This window comes from Spinactinospora alkalitolerans (assembly GCF_013408795.1).
In the GTDB taxonomy this organism is placed as follows: Bacteria; Actinomycetota; Actinomycetes; order Streptosporangiales; family Streptosporangiaceae; genus Spinactinospora; species Spinactinospora alkalitolerans.
The window spans coordinates 5,902,728-5,918,777 of the sequence record NZ_JACCCC010000001.1 but is presented as its reverse complement, the minus strand read 5'-3'; the positions used below and the strand labels follow the sequence as shown (position 1 = coordinate 5,918,777).

13 protein-coding genes, 3 tRNA genes and 1 pseudogene are annotated in these 16,050 nt (G+C 71.5%); 6 read left to right on the top strand and 11 right to left on the bottom strand.

From position 1 onward, the window contains the following. Positions 1-21 precede the first annotated feature (21 nt). From HDA32_RS26415 to HDA32_RS26395, 5 genes are all read right to left on the bottom strand, one after another. Entirely contained in the window at positions 22-372 is a 351-nt protein-coding gene (locus tag HDA32_RS26415) for a DUF485 domain-containing protein (protein ID WP_312863337.1), read from the bottom strand. A 150-nt stretch (positions 373-522) separates the two neighbouring features. Then, complete coding sequence (locus tag HDA32_RS26410) at positions 523-2,226, bottom strand: sodium/solute symporter (RefSeq protein ID WP_179645726.1); 1,704 nt, start codon at positions 2,224-2,226, stop codon at positions 523-525. Then, positions 2,226-2,576: a hypothetical protein gene (locus HDA32_RS26405; protein WP_179645725.1), complete on the bottom strand. Its 351-nt coding sequence runs from the start codon at positions 2,574-2,576 to the stop codon at positions 2,226-2,228. The genes HDA32_RS26410 and HDA32_RS26405 overlap by 1 nt, the downstream gene beginning before the upstream one ends. Next, complete coding sequence (locus HDA32_RS26400) at positions 2,576-3,382, bottom strand: LytR/AlgR family response regulator transcription factor (RefSeq protein WP_179645724.1); 807 nt, start codon at positions 3,380-3,382, stop codon at positions 2,576-2,578. Before HDA32_RS26400 ends, HDA32_RS26405 begins: the two co-directional genes overlap by 1 nt. Next, entirely contained in the window at positions 3,382-4,377 is a 996-nt protein-coding gene (locus HDA32_RS26395; protein ID WP_246335273.1) for a sensor histidine kinase, read from the bottom strand. The genes HDA32_RS26400 and HDA32_RS26395 overlap by 1 nt, the downstream gene beginning before the upstream one ends. A 301-nt stretch (positions 4,378-4,678) precedes the next feature. Between HDA32_RS26395 and acs the strand changes: the two genes are divergently transcribed. Further along, positions 4,679-6,655 carry an acetate--CoA ligase gene (gene acs / locus HDA32_RS26390; protein WP_179645723.1) on the top strand — a complete coding sequence of 659 codons (1,977 nt, stop codon included), beginning with the start codon at positions 4,679-4,681 and terminating at the stop codon, positions 6,653-6,655. Positions 6,656-6,814: 159 nt separating this feature from the next. Beyond that, positions 6,815-7,075, top strand: a complete 261-nt coding sequence (locus HDA32_RS26385; RefSeq protein WP_179645722.1) for a PspC domain-containing protein — start codon at positions 6,815-6,817, stop codon at positions 7,073-7,075. Positions 7,076-7,106: 31 nt separating this feature from the next. Here HDA32_RS26385 and HDA32_RS26380 read toward each other — a convergent pair whose 3' ends face one another. Both HDA32_RS26380 and HDA32_RS26375 read right to left on the bottom strand, forming a co-directional pair. Next, positions 7,107-8,315: an MFS transporter gene (locus HDA32_RS26380; RefSeq protein ID WP_179646976.1), complete on the bottom strand. Its 1,209-nt coding sequence runs from the start codon at positions 8,313-8,315 to the stop codon at positions 7,107-7,109. Between the two features lie 481 nt (positions 8,316-8,796). Further along, entirely contained in the window at positions 8,797-9,141 is a 345-nt protein-coding gene (locus HDA32_RS26375; RefSeq protein WP_179645721.1) for a metallopeptidase family protein, read from the bottom strand. 158 nt (positions 9,142-9,299) lie between these two features. On the opposite strand from HDA32_RS26375, the gene HDA32_RS26370 reads away from it, so the two are divergent. The 4 genes from HDA32_RS26370 to HDA32_RS26355 all read left to right on the top strand — a co-directional run bounded on the left by HDA32_RS26370 (position 9,300) and on the right by HDA32_RS26355 (position 11,342). Continuing rightward, positions 9,300-10,868 (top strand): metallophosphoesterase family protein, encoded by a 1,569-nt coding sequence (locus HDA32_RS26370; protein WP_246335272.1) that lies wholly within the window; start codon positions 9,300-9,302, stop codon positions 10,866-10,868. A gap of 108 nt (positions 10,869-10,976) precedes the next feature. Then, positions 10,977-11,049 (top strand) — tRNA-Glu (locus tag HDA32_RS26365). Between the two features lie 118 nt (positions 11,050-11,167). Continuing rightward, a tRNA-Asp gene (locus HDA32_RS26360) sits at positions 11,168-11,242 on the top strand. 26 nt (positions 11,243-11,268) lie between these two features. Further along, positions 11,269-11,342: transfer RNA gene (locus HDA32_RS26355), tRNA-Phe, on the top strand. Between the two features lie 75 nt (positions 11,343-11,417). On the opposite strand, the gene HDA32_RS26350 is transcribed toward HDA32_RS26355, so the two are convergent. The 4 genes and pseudogenes from HDA32_RS26350 to HDA32_RS26335 form a co-directional block, all read right to left on the bottom strand. Continuing rightward, entirely contained in the window at positions 11,418-12,671 is a 1,254-nt protein-coding gene (locus HDA32_RS26350) for a tyrosine-type recombinase/integrase (protein ID WP_179645720.1), read from the bottom strand. Continuing rightward, positions 12,671-12,847 carry a helix-turn-helix domain-containing protein gene (locus tag HDA32_RS26345; protein ID WP_179645719.1) on the bottom strand — a complete coding sequence of 59 codons (177 nt, stop codon included), beginning with the start codon at positions 12,845-12,847 and terminating at the stop codon, positions 12,671-12,673. Before HDA32_RS26345 ends, HDA32_RS26350 begins: the two co-directional genes overlap by 1 nt. Then, positions 12,840-14,541, bottom strand: a pseudogene (locus tag HDA32_RS26340) (replication initiator). Before HDA32_RS26340 ends, HDA32_RS26345 begins: the two are co-directional and overlap by 8 nt. After that, the gene (locus HDA32_RS26335; RefSeq protein WP_179645718.1) at positions 14,542-15,981 is read right to left on the bottom strand and encodes an ATP-binding protein; all 1,440 of its coding nucleotides are present in this window, start codon (positions 15,979-15,981) and stop codon (positions 14,542-14,544) included. Positions 15,982-16,050 lie beyond the last annotated feature (69 nt).

The window sequence follows — 16,050 nt, the reverse complement described above, 5'->3', positions numbered from 1 at the left end:
CGAGGGCGGTGGAGGTTCCGTTCACTTCGCAGCCCCCTCGATCTCCTCGCGGATCTTGTCGGCCATCGGGTCCAGACGGCGGTTGGCGTAGCAGACGTACAGCCCGGTGATCACGAAGGTCGACACGAACTGCAGCAGGCCGAAGACCAGGCCGACGTTGATGTTGCCGACCAGCTTGATCGCCATGAAGTCGCTCGCGTAGGCGGCCAGCAGGACGTAGAGCAGGTACCAGACGATGAAGAACGCCGTCATCGGGAACACGAAGACGCGCAGCCGCCTGCGCAGCTCCGTGAAGTCGGGGCTCGCCTGGATCCTCTCCCACTCGCCGTCGGGCGGCTGCCCGCCGGTGCGGTCGTGCTCGATGTCTGTCACCACAGACCTCCGCGACTGTCGGGGATGTGTCGTGCGACACATTAAGGAGCGGGGGGTCGGCCTCGACACCTTCCCGGGCTCGAATGAGCGAGCGGTGCGACGAACGGTCGACGAGCGGCGCCGGGGCCGCGTCGAGCGGTCCGGTCCGGATCAGGCGGCGTCGGGCGGGCGCTGCGCGGAACCGCGCAGGTGCTCCTCGTCGAGGTGCAGCCGCAGCACCGCCTTCCTTGACCAGGGCGGAGGGCTGCCGCGCAGCGAGACCGCCACCATGGTCGCGAACGCCAGGGGCACCGACCACGGCGCGGGCTGGATGACCAGGATCGCCGGCCAGCCGTCCAGGGGCGGGCCGAACAGCGCGACGAGGATGGCCCCCGAGGACGCCAGCAGCCCGGCGATCACGCCGCTGATCGCGCCCTCGGCCGTCAGCCCGGACCACCAGATGCCCAGCACGAGCAGGGGGCAGAAGGTGGAGGCCGCGACGGTGAAACCCCAGGTCACCAGCAGGCCGGCGTCGAGGTGCGCCGAGGGTAGCGCGAGCAGGACGATGGCGGCGGCGGCCGGCACCGCGGTGAACCTGAGCCTGCGCAGCCCCGCGGGGACGAGGTCGTGCGCGATCGCCCCGGAGATCACCAGCAGCAGGCCGAGCGACGTGGCCAGGAACGCTGCGAACGCGCCCACGGTCAGCAGGGCGGTCATCAGCGTGCCCTCCCAGCCGGTGTCGACCTGGGACGGCAGCGCGACGACCACGGTGTCGGTCGCGCCGGAGAGGTAGAGCTGGGGGAGCAGGACCCGGCCCAGCGCGCCGTAGATCCCGGGGAACAGGTAGAAGACGCTCAGCAGCGCGACGGTGATCGCCGCGGTCCTGCGCGCGGCGCGGCCGTCGGGACTGGTGTGGAAGCGCATCAGGATGTGCGGCAGCCCCATCGTCCCGAGCACGATCGCGACCACCACGGCCATCGTGCCCAGCAGCGGGTGCCCGGCGTCCTCCAGGTTGAGCAGGGGCCGCTGCCAGCCGGGGCCGCCCAGCGGCGCGCCGCCGCGGACCTCCGGCACGGGCGCGCCCTCGGCGAAGACCAGGGTGCGGCCGGCCTCCACGGCGTGCCGGCCCGGCTCCAGGTCGGCGACCGAGCCGTCGGGGGCGATCACCGGGGTGGGCTCCTCGACCTCCAGCGTGACGTCGACCTGGAACGACACGGGCGTGTCGCGCCCGAAGACGGTGAACTCGACCGGGTGCACGGCGTCGTGGCGGACGTCCGGGCCGACCTGCACCACCAGCCAGATGGCCGGGACGATGAACAGCAGCAGCTTCAGGCAGAACTGGAACGCCTGGACGTAGGTCGCCGCGCGCATCCCGCCCAGCGCGATCGTCGCGCTGACGACGGTGCCCGCGATCACCACGCCCACCCAGTACGGGGTGGCGCTCACCGTGCTGAGCACCAGGCCGGCGGTGCGGAACTGGGGCACCAGGTACAGCACGCCGATCACGAGTACGACCAGCGCGCTCAGCCGCCGCAGCGCGGGCGAGGCGAGCCGGGCCTCGGCGAAGTCGGGCACGGTGAGCGCGCCCGACCGGCGCATCGGCGCGGCCACCAGGATGAGCATCGTGATGTAGCCGGCGGTGAAGCCCACCGGGTACCACAGCGACCCGATCCCGTCCTTGACGATCAACCCGGCCACGCCGAGGAACGACGCCGCCGACAGGTACTCCCCGGACACCGCTGCGGAGTTCAGCAGCGGCGACACCCGCCGCGACGCCACCAGGAAGTCCGACGTGGTGCGCATCGCCGCGACCCCGCGCAGCCCGATCAGCAGGGTCACCAGCACGACGGGGGCGACGGCGAGCAGCGCGACCATCAGCGCTCCTCGGCGCGCTCGGCCCGGCGCAACTGCCAGCCGGCCAGCAGCACCATGGCGGGGTAGGGCAGCACCGCCAGCATCAGCCAGGACAGCGGGACGCCCAGCAGCCGGACGCCGTCCAGTTCCGGCCACGCCGCGAACAGCAGGGGCAGGCCGAGCAGCAGCGCCGTGATCAGCGCCAGGGCGAGCAGCCCCTGCGCGCGCTGGCGCCGGTACAGTACGGCCGCGCGCTCGGCGTCGCCCTGGTCCAGGCGCGGCACCCGCCAGCGCCCGCGTGCCCGGCCCCGCGCGTGCGCGAGCCTGGTCTGCGGGCTCGTCACCGCCACCCGCTTGGCGCGGTGCGGCATCAGGGCCGCCCCTCGGAGCGGCCGAGTTCGCCGCGCTGGGCGGCCAGCAGCAACTGCTCGCGCAGCACCCGCGCGCATCGGCGGCTCACCGGCACGTCGCCGAGGTCGGTGTGGGCCAGCAGCCCGCCCAGCGAGTCGCTGCGCAGCTCCAGCACCGCGCTCAGCGCGACCAGGAAGCCCCGGTGCACCCGGGTGAATCCGGTGTCGGCCCAGTACTCCTCCAGCCGGGATATCGGCATCCGCACGACGTGCACCCCGCTCGGGGTGTGCAGCCGCACGTAGTCGCCGTTGGCCTCGGCGAACCGGACGTCGCTGCGCCGCACGTAGCGCGTGCGCCCGGCCGTCTCCACGGGCAGTGCGGCCAGCGCGTCGGGCGGCTGCCGCGCCTCCGCGGTCTCCGCCGCCGGCGGCGCGTCGCCGGCGGCGGCGGCCATCCGGACCACCTTGGCCAGCGCCGTCGACAGACGCTCGGCCCGCACCGGCTTGAGCAGGTAGTCGACGGCCCCGATGCCGTAGGCGGTGACGGCGTGGCGCTCGTGGGCGGTGACGAACACGATCACCGGCGGCTCGCTGAGCTTGGCCAGCAGCGAGGCGAGCTCGATTCCGTCGAGGCCGGGCATCGAGATGTCCAGGAACACCGCGTCGAAGCGGTCGCCCTGGATGCTCTTGAGCGCGCTGATCGGATCGTCGGCGGCGACGACCTCGGCGACCTCCGGTGCGTCGCGCAGCAGCCGGCACAGCTCCTCCAGCGCCAGCGGGACGTCGTCGACCGCCAGCACGCGCAGTCCTGAGGGGGTCGGTGTCATCACGGCATCACTCCCGGCTGGAATCTCGGAACTCGCACGACGACCCGGGTCCCGGCCCGCACGGCGGTCTCCACGACGAGGCCGTACCAGGGGCCGTAGACGTGGCGCAGCCTGCGGTCGACGTTGGCCAGGCCGACGCTGTCGGCGCTGCCCTTGCCCGCGAGGACGGCCTTGGCCTCGGCGGGGTCCATGCCCATTCCGTCGTCCTCCACGCTGATCACGCAGTCGCCGCCCTCGGCCTCGCCGGAGACCTGCACGAGGCCCGAGCCCGAGTGCGGCTCGATGCCGTGCCGGATGGCGTTCTCCACCAGCGGCTGCAGGACCAGGTAGGGCACCGCCACGCCGAGCACCTCGGGGGCGACCCTGATCTGGACCCGGAGCCGGTCGCCCAGGACGGCCCGCTGCAGGGCGAGGTAGGTCTCGATCGCGTGGAACTCATCGGAGACCGTCGTGTAGTCGCCGCGCCGCGCGAGGCTGTAGCGGGTGTAGTCGGCGAAGTCGACCATCAGCTCCCGCGCCCGGTCGGGCTCCGAACGCACCAGGGACGCGATCACGGTGAGCGCGTTGTAGACGAAGTGCGGCGAGATCTCCGCCCGCAGCGCCCGCAGTTCGGCCTGCGCCGCCCGATCGGCCGAGGCCTCGAGGCGGGCGCGCTCCAGCGCGTCGACGATCCAGGCCGCGGCCTCCCGCACCGTCGCCCTGCGCACCTCGCCGGAGATCACCAGCGCGCCGGCCAGTTCGTCGTTGACGTGCAGCGGGACGGCCAGCAGCGGCGGCCTGCCGCCGGGGAGCTCGGTGTGCAGCACCTTCTCGACCAGCGTCCCGGTGGCCTCGTCGGGCCCCGGCCGGCCCGACCACAGCAGGGAACCGGACAGGTCCGCCAACGCCAGCCCCCGCACGCCCAGCAGGACCCGCATCCGGCGCGCCGCGGTGCGGGCGCCGCTCCCGGAGAGCCCGTCCTTGAGGTCGTCCACGACGGCGCGCGCCACGCGCAGCACCGTCACCGGGTTCGGGCGCGAGCGGGACCGCCAGCGCCGGGACGGTCGCTGGCGGGGCTCTCGGCCGGAGGACGGCTGCATCGGCGGTTCCAGCATCGGTGGAGGAACGGAGTCGGCGGTGGAGCGCTGAAGACGGGATAAATACTAAAACGCCGGGGGTGACACCGGTCGACCGTTCGTCCCGCACGCGGCGCCTTCCGTCGCGTGCAGGGTACTGCCGGTCGCACCGGCCGTGTCCCTCCGGCCCCTTGGCCCTACGGTGGCCGGATATCGAACATCACGCGGATCAGGAGTTGACATGGGCAATGAGGTGTTGTCGAACCTGATGACCGAGAGCGAGGCCTTTCCACCGAGTGAGGAGTTCGCGGCGGGGGCCAACGCCACCGCCGCGCTCTACGGCGAGGCCGAAGCCGACCGCGAGGGCTTCTGGGCGCGCCAGGCCGAACGGCTGCACTGGGAGACCAAGTGGAGTCAGGTTCTGGACTGGTCGGACGCGCCGTTCGCGAAGTGGTTCGTCGGCGGCAGGCTCAACGTCGCCTACAACTGCGTGGACCGCCACGTCGAGTCCGGGCACGGCGACCAGGTCGCCGTCCACTGGGTCGGCGAGCCCGGCGACACCCGCGACATCACCTACGCCGAACTCAAGACCGAGGTCTCCAAGGCGGCCAACGCGCTGGCCTCACTCGGCCTGGAGGCCGGCGACCGGGTGGCCGTCCAGCTTCCCATGATCCCCGAGGCGATCATCGCGATGCTCGCCTGCGCCCGGCTCGGCCTCACCCACAGCGTGGTCTTCGGCGGATTCTCCCCGGCCGCGCTGCGCTCGCGGGTCGACGACGCCGCGGCCAAGGTCGTGATCACCTCCGACGGCCAGTACCGGCGCGGCAAGGCCGCGCCGATGAAGGCCAACGTCGACGAGGCGCTGGAGGGCGCGGCGACCGTCGAGAAGGTCGTCGTCGTGAAGCGGACCGACACCGACGTGGCCTGGACCGAGGGCCGCGACCTGTGGTGGCACGAGCTGGTCGGCTCCCAGCCGCCGGAGCACGCGCCCGAGGCGTTCGACTCCGAGCACCCCCTCTACATCCTCTACACCTCCGGCGCGACGGGCCGGCCGAAGGGCATCCTGCACACCTCGGGCGGCTACCTCACCCAGGCCGCCTACACCCACGACGCGGTGTTCGACCACAAGCCGGGCGAGGACGTCTACTGGTGCACCGCCGACATCGGCTGGGTCACCGGGCACAGCTACATCGTCTACGGCCCGCTGGCCAACCGCGCCACACAGGTCGTCTACGAGGGCACCCCCAACACCCCGCACGAGGGGCGGCACTGGGAGATCGTGCAGAAGTACAAGGTGTCGATCTACTACACGGCACCCACGCTGATCCGCACGTTCATGAAGTGGGGCGTGCAGATCCCCGCCTCCTACGACCTGTCGTCGCTGCGCGTGCTGGGCAGCGTCGGTGAGCCGATCAACCCCGAGGCCTGGGTCTGGTACCGCGAGAACATCGGCGGCGGCGCGGTCCCGATCGTGGACACCTGGTGGCAGACCGAGACCGGCGCGATCATGATCTCCCCGCTGCCCGGCGTCACCTCGGCCAAGCCGGGGTCGGCGCAGAAGGCGCTGCCCGGGATCGGCGCGAAGGTCGTCGACGACTCCGGGGCCGAGGTCGCCAACGGCTCCGGCGGCTACCTCGTGCTCGACCGGCCGTGGCCGGCGATGCTGCGCGGGGTGTGGGGCGACGACGAGCGCTTCAGGCAGACCTACTGGTCGCGCTTTGCCGACCAGGGCTTCTACTTCGCCGGCGACGGCGCGAAGTACGACAAGGACGGCGACGTCTGGCTGCTCGGCCGGGTCGACGACGTCATGAACGTCTCCGGGCACCGCATCTCCACCACCGAGGTGGAGTCGGCGCTGGTCTCGCATCCGACGGTGGCCGAGGCCGCCGTCGTCGGCGCCTCCGACCCGACCACCGGCCAGGGCATCGTCGCCTTCGTGATCCTGCGCGGCAACGTCAGCCGGGACGAGGCCAAGGGCGAGACGGCGACCGCCGCGCTGCGCGACCACGTCGCCAAGGAGATCGGCCCCATCGCCAAGCCGCGCCAAATCATGATCGTGCCCGAGCTGCCCAAGACGCGCTCCGGCAAGATCATGCGCCGGCTGCTGCGCGACGTGGCCGAGAACCGCGCGGTCGGCGACGTCACCACGCTGGCCGACTCCTCGGTGATGGACCTGATCTCCTCGGGGCTGCGCTCCGACAAGGCCGACGAGGAGTAACCCGGGGCTCTTCAGCCACGGTTCCCCGGCTCCGCCTCCCCGGTTCCGGCGCGCCTTCCCCTCCCCGCCCCGGGGCAGGGAGGCGGTCAGGGGTGATTCAGGGATCGGCCAGGGGCGTTCCGGATGGGACGGGCGCCGCTCATCGGGCAGGGTGAAGGCATGAACGGAAACCTCGGCAAGAAATCGCTCCGGCGCAGCACCGACCAGCGTATCCTCACCGGCGTCTGCGGCGGCATCGGCGAGTACGTCGGCATCGATCCCAACCTCGTCCGGCTGGCCTTCGCGGTCTTCACCATCCTGGGCGGCAGCGGCATCCTGCTCTACATCCTGGCCTGGCTGGTGATGCCCGAGCAGGGCGCGCAGTCCTCGGTCATCGAGCACGTCATCCGCAACTTCCAGGGCAAGCGCTCCAACCTCTGACCGGCCGGGCCGCTCGCGCACCGCGCGCGGATCACCCGGTCGGCCGGGGCCGGTGCATCAGCTCGATCGTCCCGCCGGACAGCCGCGACCAGGGCAGGCCCAGCGCCACCGCCCCCGCGGTGCCCAGCACGCCGGCCGCGGCGATCACGACGTAGGGATCGGCGATCTCCGCCATGAGGCTGCCGACGCCGATCCCGATGCCCTGCACGGCCTGCAGCCCGGCCGCCACCAGGCCGAACGCCAGACCGCGACCCTCGGGAGGCACGCACAGGACGAACGCGGCGTTGGCGACGAACTGGTAGGCGCCGGCCATGCCCACGGCCACCAGCAGCGCGACCATCAGCCACAGCGGCGGCTGGAGAGCCCAGGCGACGAGCGGCAGCGACGCCATGACGGCCATCGGGCCGAGGAGCCGCATCCGGGTGTCGGGGTTGATCAGGCGGGTCAGCACGAAACCGCCGAGCACGGCGCCCAGGGACGGGCCGGCCATGATCAGGCCGGCCGCGGCCGCCCCGGCGCCGAGGTCGGCGGCCAGCGGGTTGGCCAGCCCGTAGGGGATGACGTAGAAGCCGGCCAGCCAGGCGAGCATGCCGAGCGTGCGCAGCCGGGGGTCGCCGAAGACCAGCCGGAAGCCGCCGCTGGTCAGCTCCCACAGGCGCGGCCGCTCGGCGCCCTCCCGAGCCGGCGCGGGACGCGAACGCACCCCCAGGCAGATGATGCCGGCGGAGACGACGAAGGTCAGCGCGTTGTACATGACCGCTGAGTGCGGGCCGATCAGGGTGACCACGGCACCGCCGAGCACCAGTCCCAGCAGCGTCCCGGCCTGGGCGGTCATGCCGATGATCGCCGAGCCGGCGACGTAGCGCTCGCCCTGCACGATCTCCGACATCAGCGCGGCCCTGGCGGCGCCGAACGGGATCATGGGCAGGATCGAGCAGAACAGCAGCGTCCAGATCGCCCACAGCGGCAGCCCCGGGATGCCGATGCACAGCACCAGCGCCGCGCGGACGAGGTCGCTGACCACGATGACCCTGCGGCGGGGGAAGAGGTCGGCGAGTCCGGAGAGCAGCGGGCCGCCGATGATCTGCGGCAGGAACGTCAGGGCCATGGTCAGCCCGGCCGCGAGCGCCGACCGCGTCTGCTGGTAGACGAGGACCGACACGGCGATGTTGAGCAGGTAGTTGCCGGTCATCGACAGCGCGTGGGCCGACCACAGGGCCCGGAACTCGCCGATCCGCATCACGTCGCCGTAGCCGGTGCGCCAGTTCGAGGACTGCTGCTCCGGCGCCGCGGCGTCGGGAGCGTCCGCCGGGTTCGGGGCGCTCTCCGCTTCGGGGGCGTCCGCGTCCGCCGCGGCGCCCTCCGGCGGCGCGGCGGATGGCGCGCCGGAGGCGGAACCGCGGTCGGAGACGTCGAACCTGTGGCTGCCCGTACGTGGATTGCCCACCCGGCGACTCCCTCGATCGTCCGCATTGACGTCACTCTAGGTCAATAGTTGGTAACATACCGTCCTGGGTCAACGGCGCTTTTCGCAAGCGGTTTAACTGAATTCGTGTCTCATTCGTTGCTCTTCGTGACCATCGGCGCCGCGCCCACTCCTGCGGTCGTCCCCGAGGTGAGGGCCGCCGCGGAAGCGGGAACCGGGGAGGCCGGCGGACGGCGCGGCCCTCCCGCGGCCGCGCGCCGTCACGCCGAGTCATACGCCGCCCGGCCGCGCGCCGTCACGCCCAGCCGAGCTCGTGCAGCCGGTCGTCGTCGATGCCGAAGTGGTGCGCGATCTCATGGACCACGGTGATGCGGACCTCCTCGACGACCTGCTCCGGCGTTGCGCAGAAGGCGCAGATCTCCCTCCAGTAAATCAGGATCCGGTCGGGGAGCACGCCGGCGTATCCGTCCCCCCGTTCGGTGAGCGGAATCCCTTCGTAGAGCCCGAGCAGCCCCGGCTCGGGAGGGTCCTCGTCGAGCGTGATCACCACGTTGTCGATATAGCGGGTCAATTCCTGGGGAATGGTGTCGAGGGCGTCGGCTACGAGCTCCTCGAACCGGGCACGAGACAGTTCGACCACATCTCGTATTGTGCGGCAGAGGACCGGGAGGTGGCGACGGCGCACGGCTGCGGCGCACCTTGACGCGCCGGAGACCGAACGCGGATGTGCGGGAAGGGTGCGCGGTGGAAGATGGAGGGGTGTTCTCTCGGTTGAGGTCCACCCTGCGCGCCACGCGGCTGGACGCGCTCGCCGGCGGCATCGGACGGTTCCGCCGCGGTCGCCCCTGGCGCATCACAGCGGTCGTCATCGCGGCCCTGGTCGGCGGGTGGCTCGGGCTCTCGCTGGGCGGCCAGATCGTGACCCCGGTCGGGCCGGCCGACGTGAGCCTCAGCGTCAGCCCCTCCTGGCGCGGCGAGACCGTGCTCAACGTCGCACCGCTCGGCAAGCTCGGCTTCGACACCCACGCCACCCCGCTGCGCTTCGAGGCCACGATCTCCGAGATCCGGCTCGCCGACGCCCAGGTGCTGCTGGAGGACCCCAACGCCGTCGACCGGCTGGCCGCGAGCATCGGCAGCGACGTCAAGCAGGGCGTGATCCACCTGTTCCTGCGCGCCCTGCTGTCCGCCGTCGGGGGCGCGGCGGCGGCCGGGCTGCTGGCCTTCCGCGACCTGCGACGGGCCGGGTGGAGCGCGCTGACCGCGCTGGCGACGCTGGCCGCGACCGGCGGGCTGACCTACGCGACGTTCACCCCCGGCGCCATCGCCGAACCCCGCTACACCGGGCTGCTGGCCGGCGCGCCGCAGGTGGTGGGCAGCGCCGAGGACGTCGTGAACCGCTTCTCGGAGTACCAGCAGCAGCTCGCGGGCCTGGTGGGCAACGTCTCACGGATCTACGAGGTGACCTCCACGCTCCCGGTCTACGAGGACGACGGCTCGACCATCCGGGTGCTGCACGTCTCCGACATCCACCTCAACCCGGCCGCCTGGGACGTGATCCGGTCGCTGCGGGAGCAGTTCCAGGTGGACCTCATCGTGGACTCGGGCGACATCAGCGACCGGGGCAGCGCGGCCGAGGACGCGTTCGTCGACGAGATCGCCGACCTGGAGGTCCCCTACGTGTGGGTCCGCGGCAACCACGACTCCATGGGCACCCAGCGGGCGGTCGGGGCGCAGGAGAACGCGGTCGTCCTCGACGACGAGGTGCGGGAGGTCGCGGGGATCCGGTTCTACGGCGCCGGCGACCCCCGGTTCACCCCCGACAAGGCCCTCGACAACCCGACCAACAGCGAGGTGGCGGCGCTCGGGGCCGAGCAGGCCGCCTCGATCGCCGACGCCGACCCGCCGGTGGACGTCACGGTCCTGCACGACCCGCTGCAGGCGCGGGCGTTCAGCGGGGAGGTGCCGTTGGTCCTCGCCGGCCACGGACACGACCGCAGGACCGAGGTGCGGGAGAGCGGGACGCGCTTCTTCGTGCAGGGCTCGACGGGCGGCGCCGGCCTGCGCGGCCTCGACCACGGCGAGGACCAGCCGACGCCCTATGAGGCGTCCGTGCTGTACTTCGACGCCGAGACCAGGCGGCTGCAGGCGTGGGACGACGTCACGCTGGGCGGCCTGGGGCTGACGTCGGCGCGGATCGAGCGGCACATCGAACCCGAACCGCAGCGGGAGATCACACCGGCCTCCCCGTCGCCCACCATGCCCGCGGCCGGGACCGGTTCGCGGGAGGCGCCCCCGTTGTCGCCCTCCCCCTCGGCCTCGCCGCCGATCTCGCCGTCACCAAGCCCCTCACCTGCGGTTTCGCCCTAATGATCGGACACCCGGAAACCGCTTTGGCACTTGGTCGCGATCTCCCCTATGCTTAACCCGTCCCCGACGGCAGGCGAAGCGGGAAATGACGACTCGTTCGTCGTCGAGGCCCCCATCGTCTAGAGGCCTAGGACGCCGCCCTTTCAAGGCGGTAACACGGGTTCGAATCCCGTTGGGGGTACGGGCTCCGTCCAAAGCACTGCTGAAGGTCTGGCAGAATGGAGGACACGGAGCGCGGGGCGCGAAACATCCGGTAAGATCGGGGGGAAGCGCCAAGCGGTACAAAAGAAGAACAACAAGGTCCTGTGGAGCAGCTTGGAGTGCTCGCCACCCTGTCAAGGTGGAGGCCGCGGGTTCAAATCCCGTCAGGACCGCTCGCCACACCACACGGTGTACCCGGGGCCAGGTAGCTCAGTTGGTACGAGCGTCCGCCTGAAAAGCGGAAGGTCGGCGGTTCGACCCCGCCCCTGGCCACCCCGATGATCAGCACAGAAGCCCGGAGCCGAACAGGCCCCGGGCTTTTTTGACAGCAACGTGACAGCAACCGCGTCAGCCGAGCGCTTCGCCGAGCCGCCCGAGCGCCCGCCGCTTGTCGTCGAGGGATGCGTGCGCGTAGATCGTCATGGTCACCCCGATGTCGCTGTGCCCCACGATCTCCCGGACCACCTGAGGCGGAACGTCGAGGTTGAGCAGCAGCGTCACGCAGGTGTGGCGCAGGTCGTGGAAGCGCACCCCGCCGAGGCCGGCCCGCTCGCGCAGCGGCCCCCAGCTCCGCCGGAGGTTGTCCGGCTCCAGGGGGGTGCCCCGCTTCGACGGGAACACCAGCCCCTGTTCCTCCCAGTCCGGCCAGGCGTCCGAGCGCTCCGCGAACTGCCGCCTGCGGTGCTCCTTGAGCGCGTCCACGCACAGACCGGGCAGCGGCACCGTCCGCGCGGAGTCGTCGGTCTTGGGCGGAACGAGCTGCAGTTCCCCGCCGACCCGCTGGAGCGTGTTGACCACCTCCAGGCGGCCCGCGTCCAGGTCGACATCGGCCCAGCGCAACCCGAGCAGTTCGCCGCGCCGCAGGCCCAGGCACAGCGCCAGGACGTAGAGCGCGTGGAACCGGTCGTCCCTGGAGACCTTGAGCAGGCGTTTGGCCTGGGCGACGTCGAGGCCGCGGTTCACCGCGTAGCGCGGGGGAGAGACCCTGACCAGCTTCGCGACGTTGCGGGGGATGATCTCCTCGCGCACCGCCGACTCCAGGGCGTTGCGCAGCACCGCGTGAACTGACTGCACCATGCGCGGGGACAGCGTGGAACCGCAGCACGCCTTGGGCTCCAGGGCACAGCACCGCGGTTTCTCCCGAGCGGCGTCGACGCCGTCGTGACAGCACCGGCACTGTTGCCGAACGCGCGTGACGAACGTGCGGACGTCGCGCGCGGTCAGCTTGCCGAGCCGCTTCCTCCCCAGGCCGGGGACGAGGTGGCGCCGGATCACGCCCTCGTAGCCCTGCACGGTCTTGGGACGCCGCTCGGCCCGCACGACATGCTCCAGCCAGTAGGACAGGTACTCCTGAACCGTCCAGTTCTCCGAGGCGACCGGGATGCCCTGATCGGAGTCGGCGAGCAGCTTGTTCAGCTTGGACCGGGCGTCGTCGTAGTCCCTGCCGTAGCCCTGGACGCGCTTGTACGTGCCGTCGGTGGTCAGCACGTAGCCCGCGAAGGCGTAGCGCCCGTCCTTGCGCTGCCAGACACTTCCGTCCCCGTTGGCCCGCTTGCTCCGCTTCCGCCTGCCCCGGTTGCCGCCCGTGGGGTTGCCGGCCATCACGCCACCTCCGCCAACGCGTCGAGGCACTCGGACAGGGACGCAACCGGAACGAGTCGGCGCCGCCCGATCTTCACCGTGCGGAGCCGTCCGGACCGGATGAGGTTGTAGAGGGTCCAGCGGCTCACCCGCAGGCGAGCGGCGGCTTCATCGACCGTCAGAACGAGATCACTCACCACTAAGCCGCCTTCCCGGTTGCCGAAAGATCGGTTTGTTGTGTCTGCCGTGCCGTGCCGCGTCGAGTTGGGCGCGGCGTTTGAGCGACTCCCCCACTGCGCGTAGGAGCCGGTGTTCGCGTGGGGGTACGTCGGGGTCGGTGGGTCGGGCGAGTTTCCAGGCGATGTCGTTACCGGCCACGGCCAGCCGGATCGGCGAGCCGGGTTGCCCGGTGTCGTCGTCGGGGTCGGCTGTGGGGTCGACGCCGAGGGCGTCGAGGACCCAGGCGAGTCGGTCGGCCTTGTGGTCGGCGAGCGTCTTGCCCGACCATTTGCGCGAGACCAGCACGCGGCGTCCGGCGTAGCCGAGGTGTTCGCGCTTGTGGGCTTTGGAGCGGCAGTAGCCGGGGCGCAGGCCCGCTTTGGCGTCTTGGGGTTGGATGCCGTATCGGAGCCAGTTGGCGCAGCGCGGCGAGCAGGGTTCGAACCGCAGGGCCTGCACCAGCCGGTCGACGTGGCGTTCCTGCGCCTCAGTCTCGATCGTGTGGCATTCGGCGATGTCCTTGGTCAGGTACTTGGCCAGGTAGCGCACGCACCGGTCCGCGTCGGCCGAACCCGCGAGCACGCCCTTGGCGTCGACCTGCGGCCCGAAGCGCACCACGTGCATCGGTTCGGCGTCCGGGTTCGGCGTCGAGGGCGTCCAGTGCCTCATCCCAGGTGGGCAGGAGTTCACCGGTCGTCGTGTCGACATAGGTGTTTGCCTCCTCGTCCCACACCGGCAAATCCGCGCCGTCATAGACCACCTCGTCAGCGGCAGGCCACCACACCTGGTGGTAGGTGGCCGCCGCGATCTGGCGCAGCTCCGAGCGCGGGATCGTGCCCCGGGTGGCCATGTGCAGGTGCGGCGCCAGGCGGCGTTGCGGCTCCACGGCGGCGAAGTACTGGACGTCGAAGCCGGCCACCCGGCGCAGGTTCTGCACGAACCGGTCGATCAGCTTGGAGAAGTGCAGCGCATCCCGAGCCGCACGGCGGTAGTCATAGGCCGCCGGATCCACCGGGGTGCCGTCGCTCTTCACCCGCCCGTAGCTGTCACAGGTCAGCGTGACGAACAGCGAGGGCCGGAAGGTCTTGCCCGAGGCCGGGTCTTGGAAGGTCTGGCCCACGGTGCGCCGCACCATCGGCCGCTTCGGCAGCTCCGGAGCGTCTTGCCGCCTCTTGGTCGAGCGCACCCGCCGCGGCTTCGACGAGCCCGACGAGGAAGCCACCGATCCCCGCAGCCCCGAGGCCGAGATCTCCTCATCCAGGTCGGCGATGGCCGCATCCAGCGCCGCCAACTCGGCCGGGTCAGCCGAGCCGGAGGAGGCCAACGCGTCACGTTCGGCGGTGATCACCGCGCGCTGTTCCACCCAGGCCCGCTGCACCTCGGACGGCTCATCCGGAACCACGGTGGGTTCCTCGGCCAGGTGCCAGCCCTCTTCGCACTGGGTGCGCCGGATCGAGCGCTTACGGCGCGCACACGCCGTACAGCGGGACTCCAGCGTGGACCCGCACGGCACGTCCACGATCTCGGTGGCACCGGTGGCCAGGTCGGTGCGCCGCAGGCTCACGGGCTGGATGCACACGCCCTTGTCTGCGGCGATCTGCTCGGCCACCTCCCGCGCCAACGGTTGGGCCAGGCGTTCGGCGCGGGTGGTCTTGCCGGTCGGGGTCGGCATTCAGGCGACCCCCTCATCCACGACCGGACGCAGGGACGGAGCCCCGTACTCGGCCGCCATGGCGTCGATGTCGGCATCGCAGACGAACGCGGCCCGCACCCGCACCGGCACGGGTGAGCCCTCCAGCCGGACGAAGGCCACCCCGGGTAGATCGGGGTCGATCAGGTGGGCATTCGCGCCCCTCTCGCGCGCCCCGTCCCCGAGCACCATGTCCACCTGCGAGGCTTCATCCAGCCGAAGCGCGATCTTGTCCGGAAACAGGTTGCGCAGGTTCAGCACCTCCTTGCGCGGATCCTGCAGCGCGGCCAACACGCTCACGCCGACCGAGCGCCCCTGGCTGGTCAGCGTGGCCAATGCGTTCTCCGCCCGCCGTCGCACGTCCCGATCCGGGTGGTAGGCGGTCACAAACGCGACCTCGTCGACCACCACGACCACGAACGGGTCCTCGACCGTGGGTGTGTGGACGCGCTGTTTACCGGCGTAGCGCGCGGCCCGTTCCTGCATCATCGAGACCGCCGCTTCGAGCAGGCCCACCGCCGTCTCCCCGGTGTCGGCGTAGCGGGCGAACAGGGCGCGTCCGTAGGACAGCTCCATGCGCTTGGGATCGACGGCCCACACCTGCGCCGTACCGTCCTCAATCGCGGGCAGCATCGCGCGCACGGCCGACCAGATCACCGAGCCCTTACCGGCACCCGTCACCCCCACGGTGAGCACGTGGGTTCCGTGCAGCCGCAGCCGCCACACCTCGCCGTCCTCACACAGCCCCATCGGCAGCGCCCGAAGGTCCACCGCCTCAGGGACCTCCAGCGCATCAATGGGCTGGGCCAGGGTGTCGAAGCGGGGGAACTCCAGCACCACATCCCGAGGCCCGTTGACGGTCACCCGGCACGACGGCGCGCCGAAGCCGTGCGCCAGCTCGCTCACCCGCTGTTCCACATCGGTCGGGGCGGTGCCGGCCACCAGGCGCACCCGCACCCGGTCCGACCACTCAGAGCAGGTCACCCGCCGGATGCGCGGCAGGTACTGGCGCTCCTGGTAGGACTCCGCCAACCCGGCGACCACCAGCACCGGTTGCCAGTGCCGCCGATACACCCACACCCACCGCCACGCCGCCAAAGCCCGCAGCGCCACACACCGCCGGAACAAGTCCGGCCACCGACGCCACCACACCAACAGCCCGAGATCGGCGACCGTCCAGACGACCGCGAGCGCCACCCAGCCCAACCAGTGCCACACCGCCACCGAGACCGCCACGGTTGCCACCGCCACCGGGAAGCGGAACGGCAGCAGGACGAGCAGCCCGACCAGGCGAGCCACCCAGCGGGCGAGGATGAAGATCCCCGGCGTCTCCACCACCGGAGTCGAGAACCGCACGGTCTGGGCCGGAACCGGCGCGGTCGGCTGCACCTGGGTGGAACCCGCTCGATTACTGCGCAACATAAGCTGAACACACCTCTTCCACGATCAAAGGCAACGGTCAGGGATGGAGTTGAAAGGGGCGGCCGTAGG

Excerpts from the sequence above, each read along its gene's own strand:
- HDA32_RS26385 (WP_179645722.1), top strand. The coding sequence starts at position 6,815 with ATGAACGGAAACCTCGGCAAGAAATCGCTCCGGCGCAGCACCGACCAG.
- HDA32_RS26380 (WP_179646976.1), bottom strand. The coding sequence starts at position 8,315 with ATGCGGATCGGCGAGTTCCGGGCCCTGTGGTCGGCCCACGCGCTGTCG.
- HDA32_RS26405 (WP_179645725.1), bottom strand. The coding sequence starts at position 2,576 with ATGCCGCACCGCGCCAAGCGGGTGGCGGTGACGAGCCCGCAGACCAGG.
- HDA32_RS26350 (WP_179645720.1), bottom strand. The coding sequence starts at position 12,671 with ATGGCCGGCAACCCCACGGGCGGCAACCGGGGCAGGCGGAAGCGGAGC.
- HDA32_RS26410 (WP_179645726.1), bottom strand. The coding sequence starts at position 2,226 with ATGGTCGCGCTGCTCGCCGTCGCCCCCGTCGTGCTGGTGACCCTGCTG.
- HDA32_RS26335 (WP_179645718.1), bottom strand. The coding sequence starts at position 15,981 with ATGTTGCGCAGTAATCGAGCGGGTTCCACCCAGGTGCAGCCGACCGCG.
- HDA32_RS26400 (WP_179645724.1), bottom strand. The coding sequence starts at position 3,382 with ATGACACCGACCCCCTCAGGACTGCGCGTGCTGGCGGTCGACGACGTC.
- acs (WP_179645723.1), top strand. The coding sequence starts at position 4,679 with ATGGGCAATGAGGTGTTGTCGAACCTGATGACCGAGAGCGAGGCCTTT.